The 8,174-nt window shown below is 58.6% G+C and carries 8 protein-coding genes and 2 pseudogenes; 5 read left to right on the forward strand and 5 right to left on the reverse strand.

Features of this window, described 5'->3' with window-relative positions:
• Window positions 1-288 precede the first annotated feature (288 nt).
• Window positions 289-1,236, reverse strand: coding sequence for a sodium-dependent bicarbonate transport family permease (locus BLR31_RS21130; RefSeq protein ID WP_090600496.1), 948 nt, complete (start codon window positions 1,234-1,236; stop codon window positions 289-291).
• A 99-nt stretch (window positions 1,237-1,335) separates the two neighbouring features.
• On the opposite strand from BLR31_RS21130, the gene BLR31_RS21135 reads away from it, so the two are divergent.
• The 3 genes from BLR31_RS21135 (at window position 1,336) to BLR31_RS21145 (ending at window position 3,924) form a co-directional block, all read left to right on the forward strand.
• Window positions 1,336-2,223, forward strand: a complete 888-nt coding sequence (locus BLR31_RS21135) for a LysR family transcriptional regulator (protein WP_090600511.1) — start codon at window positions 1,336-1,338, stop codon at window positions 2,221-2,223.
• A gap of 212 nt (window positions 2,224-2,435) precedes the next feature.
• Window positions 2,436-2,918, forward strand: a complete 483-nt coding sequence (locus BLR31_RS21140; RefSeq protein WP_090600497.1) for a TerB family tellurite resistance protein — start codon at window positions 2,436-2,438, stop codon at window positions 2,916-2,918.
• A gap of 37 nt (window positions 2,919-2,955) precedes the next feature.
• Entirely contained in the window at window positions 2,956-3,924 is a 969-nt protein-coding gene (locus tag BLR31_RS21145; protein ID WP_090600504.1) for a TerC family protein, read from the forward strand.
• Between the two features lie 202 nt (window positions 3,925-4,126).
• On the opposite strand, the pseudogene BLR31_RS22155 reads toward BLR31_RS21145, so the two are convergent.
• Window positions 4,127-4,360, reverse strand: a pseudogene (locus BLR31_RS22155) (site-specific integrase); the annotation flags it as partial.
• Window positions 4,361-4,375: 15 nt separating this feature from the next.
• On the opposite strand from BLR31_RS22155, the pseudogene BLR31_RS22160 reads away from it, so the two are divergent.
• Window positions 4,376-5,157: pseudogene (locus BLR31_RS22160) on the forward strand (IS110 family RNA-guided transposase); the annotation flags it as partial.
• Between the two features lie 153 nt (window positions 5,158-5,310).
• A complete protein-coding gene (locus tag BLR31_RS21895) occupies window positions 5,311-5,475 on the forward strand; it encodes a hypothetical protein (protein ID WP_176762803.1) in 165 nt (54 codons plus the stop codon).
• Window positions 5,476-5,779: 304 nt separating this feature from the next.
• Here BLR31_RS21895 and BLR31_RS21155 read toward each other — a convergent pair whose 3' ends face one another.
• The 3 genes from BLR31_RS21155 to gdhA all read right to left on the reverse strand — a co-directional run.
• A complete protein-coding gene (locus BLR31_RS21155; protein ID WP_090600506.1) occupies window positions 5,780-5,986 on the reverse strand; it encodes a hypothetical protein in 207 nt (68 codons plus the stop codon).
• 111 nt (window positions 5,987-6,097) lie between these two features.
• Window positions 6,098-6,772 carry an MFS transporter gene (locus BLR31_RS21160; protein ID WP_143009497.1) on the reverse strand — a complete coding sequence of 225 codons (675 nt, stop codon included), beginning with the start codon at window positions 6,770-6,772 and terminating at the stop codon, window positions 6,098-6,100.
• 81 nt (window positions 6,773-6,853) lie between these two features.
• A partial coding sequence (gene gdhA / locus BLR31_RS21165) for an NADP-specific glutamate dehydrogenase (protein ID WP_090600509.1) occupies window positions 6,854-8,174 on the reverse strand: 1,321 nt, incomplete at its 5' end.

The following is an 8,174-nucleotide window of genomic DNA, read 5'->3' on the forward strand; positions in this document are numbered from 1 at the left end:
AGATGTACGGTCGCGGAAAGATCGACTTGTTGGAAGCCAGGCTAATAGGCGCTCCGTGAGCGCAGTGCACCAAGTGCGCGCCAGAGCCAATATTGGATGCCGATAAGGGGGTAAACTTCAGTGCCGATTGACACCGGACAGAAGACTGCACCCGACCAACGCGCCAAAACGTCAAATTACCTCTTGCAATGCGGGGGCCATCCACAGAGGACGGTCGAGGTTAAGGAGCTAAAACCGGAAAGCTGCCGTTCAAAAGAGACTATGGGGAAGCCTCTTATTGTGTGGAGCTTAAGTTAGAAGTCGGGCTAGGGTTGTAAAGATCGGAATGCCCACGAGCACGTTGAACGGGAAGGTTATGGCCAGCGCCATGGCCAGCGGCAGGCCGATGTCGGCTTCGGGCAACGCCAGTCGAATGGCAGCGGGCGCCGCAATATAGCTGGCGCTGCCGGCGAGGATCCCCAGCGCTGCGGCGGACCCGGCGTCCAGCCCGATAACGGACCCGGCAACTACGCCCACTGTGCCGTTGATGACAGCAAGGACCACGGCCATCGCCGCGATGGTGGGCGTCACGCTGCGGGTCCCCATGAGATGGCGCGCCGCAACTAGGCCCATATCCAGCAGGAATAGGCAAAGAACCCCGGCAAAGGCGTGTTTGAAGACGGGCTGGATCGGCTCGAACCCGCTCGTGCCCACGATCAGTCCAACAGCAAAGCTTCCCAGCAGAAGCACGACTGCGCCATCTCGCACAGCGTGCGAAACTTGGTGGCCCAGGGACTGCGCGCCGGAACCGTCGCTTCGCCTGGCAAGCCAGATGCCGGTGATAATGGCCGGCGCCTCCATCATGGCAAGCACCGCCACCATGTAGCCTGCGACGGGCATGCCGCTGGCCTCGAGAATGGCCGCACCGGTGACGAAGGTCACGACCGACACTGACCCGTAATGCGCCGCAATGGCGCCGGCGTTGACAGTGTCCAGCTTTGCCAGGCGACGCATTGCCCAGAAGGCTGGGATGGGGAGGAGGAAGCTGAGGCAAATGCCGGTCAGGCCTGCCACCACCAGTTCTGTCGTGACGCCCGATGTCGAAACCTCCACTCCGCCCTTCAGTCCAATCGCCGTCATCAGATAGATGGCCATCCCCTTGCTGAGGACTTCGGGAATCTCGAGATTGCTGCGCACCGCGGCCGCCAGCATACCAAGCACGAAAGACAGGATTGCGGGTGAGAGCAGGATGTCCATTAGATCATCAGTTCGGAAGACGGGCAGGACGGACCTAGCGCAAACCGATGGTTCAGAAAAATTCATTGATCAGATCAATACGTTCTATATGTAAGAATGATGAAGGCGCTCAACTTTCGGCATTTGTGGTATTTCAGGCAGGTCGCCCGGGACGGCAATCTCACCCGCGCCGCGCGTGTCTTGGCAGTCTCGCAGTCAGCACTTTCTACCCAGATCCGGATCCTCGAGGAGCGGCTGGGCCACCCGTTGTTCGAACGTGTTGGCCGACGGCTAGTGCTGACCGAGGCCGGCAAAGTGGCGCTCGACCATGCCGATGCCATCTTCGACATGGGTCAGGATCTGCTCACCACACTGCGCGTCGGCTCTGGGCGTCGGCAGGTCCTGCGGGTTGGCGCACTGGCCACGCTGTCGCGCAATTTCCAGATCGACTTTTTAAGACCCTGCCTCGGGAGGGCCAACCTTGAAGTCGTGCTGACCTCGGGCAGCCTTGTCGAGTTGACCGGCCAGCTGCGACGCCTCGAGCTTGATGTCGTGTTGTGCAATGCGGCGCCCGCTGCTGGCCATGCCGATGACTTGGTGGCCCACCGGCTGGCCCGTCAGCCTATCGCCCTGTTCGGCGCGGCAGCCTTGCAGTCCTATGCCGGGACCCCCCAGGACGCCCTGAGAGCGCATGGCGTCATCCTGCCAACTGGCGTTAGCACCATTCGGGTCGAGTTCGACGCACTCTGCGCACGCCTCGGCATTATTCCTTCCGTGGTTGCGGAAGTCGACGACATGGCCATGCTCCGGTTGATGGCGCGCGAGGGAATAGGCCTGGCCCCGCTCCCCGCAATCGTGGTGCGCGACGAACTGGAGGCAGGCACTTTACGTGAAGTGGTGCGCCTGCCGGGGATCGAAGAGGCGTTTTACGCGCTGACCTTCAACCGGCAGTTCCAAACCCCGGTCGCTGAAGAACTGATCGCCATTGCCGCGCAGTGGTCGCTCTAGAAAAATTCTAGACGCCCCCTTGTAACTGCTTTGCCACACGCCAATCTTGCCTGTCGTGACCGGGCCCCTCTGGCGTCGGCGGCACTCGCCGCGATGCGATGTCGGATCACCTTGGCAGGGCCTGTGGGCATCTGCGTTGGTGCCCGAATGCTGTCATGGTTCCCCAACGCACTCCCTCAGCCCGCCGAGCGGCACCTTGAGAGGAGTTATTGATGACCAAATACAAATCGACCCAAGACGACCTGTTTTTGCGCGGCGCTCGCCTGCGGGCGCACCAGAAAGCTGATGACCGCGACCTGCGTGGCGCAACCAGCCGGGCTGGCGCCGAGGATTTCTTCCAGGCGCTCGTCGCCGCCGTCGCTGTGATCGCCCATGTCGATGGACAGCTGGCCTTGGCTGAAAGGCGCAAACTGGTTGAAGCCTTTCTCGCCAGCCCCGCCATGGCTGGCTTCTCCGTAGCCGACCTGGCCGAGGAACTGGCTCACCATGCACGCGCCTATGGCTACGCACCCGACCTTGCCGAAAAACAGGCCCTGACAACCCTCAGCATCTCTGCGCTCGGCGCGTGCGACCGGCAATCCATTCGCGATGCCTGCCACCAGGTGATCACAGCGGATGGTCTAGTTCACCCGGTGGAACTCGGCGCCTTGTACCGCGTCGAGCGCGCACTCGGGATCGGGGAGATCACACTGTGAGCGCCCAACCTGCACAACGTCCAGCGGAGCCAGATAAATGGACATTCTGACCAGCATTTTCCTCGGCCAGCCGCTCTGGATGTGGCTCGGCTTCTTGGGCGTGGTGGGCCTGCTTCTCGCGTTTGATCTCGGGGTGCTGCACCGCGATGGCCACGAAATCGAGGTGCGCGAGAGTCTGATGCTCTCAGGCTTCTACATTGCACTCGGGCTGGCTTTTAGCGGCTTTGTCTGGTGGCAGTTGGGTGCCCAGTCGAGCCTCGAATACCTGACCGGTTTCGTCGTCGAAAAAAGCCTCGCCATGGACAATGTCTTCGTCATTGCCATGATCTTCGGCTACCTCGCCATTCCGCGGCACCTGCAACACCGCGTGCTGTTCTGGGGCGTCCTGGGCGTCATTATCCTGCGAGCGATCATGATCGGCTTCGGTGCTACCCTTGTGTCCGAATTTGGCTGGCTGCTTTACGTATTTGCGGCCTTCCTGATCTTCACGGGCATCCGGATGATCATGCCCGGGCACGGCGAGACCGATCTGAGTAAGAACCCGGTGCTCGTCTTCATGAAGCGGCGCTTCCGCGTTACTGAACAATTGCACGGCGACAAGTTTTTCGTGCGGCAAGCCGATCCCCAAACAGGGCGTTTGGTACGCTACATGACTCCGCTGTTCCTGGCGCTCGTCATGATCGAGATCGCAGACGTCATCTTCGCTGTGGACTCGGTGCCGGCGATCTTTGCCATCACCACGGACCCTTACATCGTCTACACGTCCAATATCTTTGCCATCCTGGGCTTGCGGGCGCTCTATTTTGCGCTGGCCGCGATCCTGCACCGTTTTGCCTATCTCAAACAGGCCCTGGCCGTGCTGCTGGTCTTCATCGGTTCCAAGATATTTGTCGCTGACCTGTTGGGATGGGAGAAATTCCCAGCCGAATGGTCGCTGGGCATCACCTTCGTGATCCTCGCAAGCGGTATCGGATACTCGTTGCGGCGGACCGCAAAGGTTCAATAATTAAATCGGGGGAGGCATAAAGCCTCCTCCTTTCCTAAGAATGCCTTTCGCCGCACTACAAGACAACACAGGTGAAAGTCGGCTTCGCTCAATGTCGGCTCGAAAGCTGCCGGTCCGCAAACAACCCCCGACCCGGCTTCTGTGGGTGAAGAGCTAGCGGCAAGAAGCGGTCATCCGTGGTGAGCGAATGACCGCTTCCTGTTCAGATTTCGGTCCGTTCAGCCAGAAGCAGAGCATCTTCAATGTCTACACCGAGATATCGAAGTGTTCTCGATTTTGGTGTGTCCAAGCAGGATCGGGATGGCACGCAGGTTACCGGGGACCTTGTAGATCATGGCCGCTTTCGTCTTCCGAGGGAATGCGTTGCGTAGTCTGATGATCGAAGGCCAATGGCTGTGACCCACTCATCGACCAGACGGGCATACTGTCGCGTGCTCGAGGAGCGACGGCGATGTCACATTTTGTTGGTTTAGACGTATCGGTGCAGGAGACGGCGGTGTGCGTCGTCGATGAGACCGGCAAAATAATACACGAGCAGAAGGTGCCGTCCGGGCCGGATGACATCGTCACACTGTTGACATTGATCGGCGTGGACTATGGCCGTGTCGGGATCGAGGCTGGGCCACTGTCGCAGTGGCTGGTCAATGGCATGGCGGAAGCCGGTCTGCCCGTGATCTGCGTCGAAACCCGTCACATGACGTCGCTGCTGAAGGCGCAGCAGATCAACAAGTCCGACCGGCACGTTGCGTGCGGCATTGCTCAGATGATGCGCGTCGGCCTTTTCAGGCCGGTGCATGTGAAGACACTGGCAAGCCAGTAGAAGCGCATGCTGTTGACCGCGCGCAAGCTGATACAGCGCAAGATGCTCGACGTGGATGCAGATCTGCGCGGCACCTTGCGCAACTTCGGCCTGAAGGTGGGCGCCGTCGGGCAAGCTGGTTTTGAGAGGCGCATTCGGGAGCTCGCTGAAGGTTTACCCACCCTTGCCGCCATCGTCGAACCAATGCTCACCATCCGCCGCGTCATGCGTCAGGAGTTTTCCAGGCTGCACAAGATGTGCTCAACGTCGTGCGGCATGATCCCGTCTGCCGGCGATTGATGACGGCACCGGGTGTCGGTGCTGTTGTTGCGTTGACCTACCGCGCGACAGTCGACCAGCCGCAGCGCTTTTTTCATTCCAGGGAAGTGGGCGCCCATGTCGGTCTGACCCCTCGTCGTCATCAGTCGGGTGAGATCGACTACGATGCTCACGCCCTTAAACAGCTTGGATGGATATCACCCGGCACGCCCGAGGCCGACCTAAGCTCTTATGGAATTCAGATGTGGACACCATATAATGCTCGGCCAACTCTTGGTCGAACCTAGACTGTCTCAAGGAGGCAAGCCGTGCCCAGACCTAACGAAACCACCGAGCAGCGCGAAAAAAGGGAGCTCGACGAGGAACTGGACCGCCAGTTGGATCAGAGTTTCCCCGCAAGCGACCCGCCTAAAGTCACACGTCCTGGCCGCAATGAAAATGCGTATTCGCGTGATACCGATCGGCCCAAATGAACCTCAGGCTGACCCCATGTTGTAGTGTTATCTCGAGCTTTCGGTGAGCTCTGGTTCACTGGCAATTTTTTGTGACGGCGTGTTACGCGGATCGTAAGTTACTGGAGCGGTGACGCCTGTGTCGACTGCCGCTATGTAATCGCTGCCGTGCATCTCGACTGGACGCGCGACTCGGCGAGTGCGTACGAAAACGAAAATGGCCAAAGAAATTAGACAAAGCCCATGGCTGCGAATAGCGCCCCTGGTCCACCCAAACTCATAGCCAACGCGCCAACCCAAGGTCCCAGAACAGCTCCGGCACCGTTCAGCAAAATAGACTGCCAGACACTTCCACAAAACTCTCGACGGTGATCAGATCATTCACGTGTGCCACGCAGAGAGCGTAAATTGGGAACGTGAAGATGCCAGAAACGAAGGCAAGCGGAAGGACAGCCTGACCCCAATATCTACCGACCAGAAACAGGGCCAGAGCCATGACCGCTGAAAAGCTTGCGGCTATGATGATGACCATTCGTCTATCAATATGAACGGATAGTCGTCCAAAAGCCATTGGTAGATTGCGCCTCCAAGGACGGTAACGGCAACAAAGGTCGCGATGCCTCTTGTATCCAACCCCGCACTGTCAGCGGCCACCGGCGCTAGCGACCAGAATGCACCGTTTACGATGCCAGCGGCGAAACATCCCCCGGGTTCCGGATGGCGACAGACGCATGAGATGAAGCGGCTCCAAACGAACTTTGGCAATCGGCGCGGGCACCACGGCGTTGTTAAGCGCGACTGGCACAGCAGCCAGCGAAAGGAGGATGGACGCGACAACGAAAGGCGCAAAGCCGACCGCATCCTGGGTAGCGAGAACGATCTGGCCAAGTATGATCGCTAGAAATGAAAGCGAGGCGTACACCGAAAAAACAGTGCCGCGCGCAGAATTGTCAGTACGCTCATTCAGCCAGCTTTCGATGACGAGAAGGAGCGAAGCCATACAGTACCCGGTGCCGATGCGGAGTAGCCACCATGCCCATTCTTGTAATGTCAGCATGTGAAGTAGAGGAATGACGGAGGCGATGGCGGCCATTGCTGTGAATACACGTATGTGCCCAACCTTGCCCACAAGCCCTGCAATGGAAAGGCAACCAGCAACAAAACCAATAAAGTAGCTCGACCCCATTATTCCGGGCGAAAGGGCCGAAAACCCTTCCAAGCCACCACGAAGGGGCAGCACCGTTGTCTGGAGACCATTGCCCATGAGCAAGAGTGTCGCACCGAAAAGCAATGCCCCTAGTTGAGCAATCACAGCCATGACTAAGTTCCTTTCGTGCGGTGCGCGCCGGAAGCGCTCAGCGTCACAGTCTCGAAACGCGTCCTCCACCGACACGAGAGATTAAATTATGCCCAGCGCAGACATGGCATCGGCAACGCGAACAAATCCCCCGATATTGGCGCCCGCCACATAATTGCCTGGCAGACCATACTCATCGGCGGTTTGCGCGCAGTGGTCGTGGATATCCTTCATGATTTCGGCCAGCCGCTCTTCGGTCTGTTCAAACGTCCAGGAATCGCGCGAAGCATTTTGCTGCATTTCCAGCGCACTGGTGGCAACCCCGCCTGCATTGGATGCCTTACCGGGACCAAACAGAATTCCGGCCTCTTCAAACATGCGCACAGCGTCAGGTGTACAGGGCATATTTGCACCTTCAACAACGGCGATGACACCGTTTTCAACAAGCGAGCGTGCGTCCTTACCCGTCAGCTCGTTCTGGGTTGCGGCAGGAATGGCGAGATCGCAAGCCACGTCCCATATCGATCCCGAGGCGCTGTAATGAGCCCCGTTGCCCTTGAGCTCGGCGTATTTCTCGATACGCCCGCGCCGCCTTTCCTTTATCTCTTTTAAGAGCGCGAAATCGATTCCGCTCTCATCGACGACATACCCGCTGGAATCCGAACACGCCACCACCGTGGCGCCCAGTTCGATGAGCTTTTCCATCGTATAAATGGCAACATTGCCCGAACCCGAAACAACGGCCCTTTGCCCGGAAAGATCGGTTTTGCGCATGCGCAGCATCTCGGCGAGAAAATAGACGGCGCCGTAACCGGTGGCTTCCTTACGAACCCGCGAGCCGCCCCAGTTCAGCCCCTTACCGGTCAAAACACCTGATTCATAGCGATTGGTCATGCGCTTGTATTGACCAAACATAAAACCGATTTCCCGCTGCCCCACACCGATGTCACCAGCCGGAACGTCGGTATATTCCCCAACATGACGAGAGAGCTCAGTCATGAACGCCTGGCAAAACCGCATGATTTCTGCGTCGGACTTGCCCTTGGGGTCGAAGTCAGACCCACCTTTGCCGCCGCCAATCGGCATGCCAGTCAGGGCATTCTTGAAGACCTGCTCAAAGCCGAGAAACTTCACGATGCCCAGATTGACGCTTGGATGGAACCTCAGCCCACCCTTGTAGGGTCCCAATGCAGAGTTGAACTGCACGCGGAAACCCCGGTTGATCTGCACGTAGCCCTGATCGTCCGTCCAAGACACGCGGAAGATGATCTGTCGTTCGGGCTCACACAACCGTTCGATCAACCCTGCGCTGCCATAGTGGGGGTGTTTGGCAACAACCCGTCCGAGACTATCGAGCACTTCGCGAACAGCTTGGTGAAACTCGTCTTCGCCCGGGTTCCGCCGAAGGACTTGCGAGTAGACA

The organism is Pelagibacterium luteolum (assembly GCF_900100665.1).
Lineage (GTDB): Bacteria > Pseudomonadota > Alphaproteobacteria > Rhizobiales > Devosiaceae > Pelagibacterium > Pelagibacterium luteolum.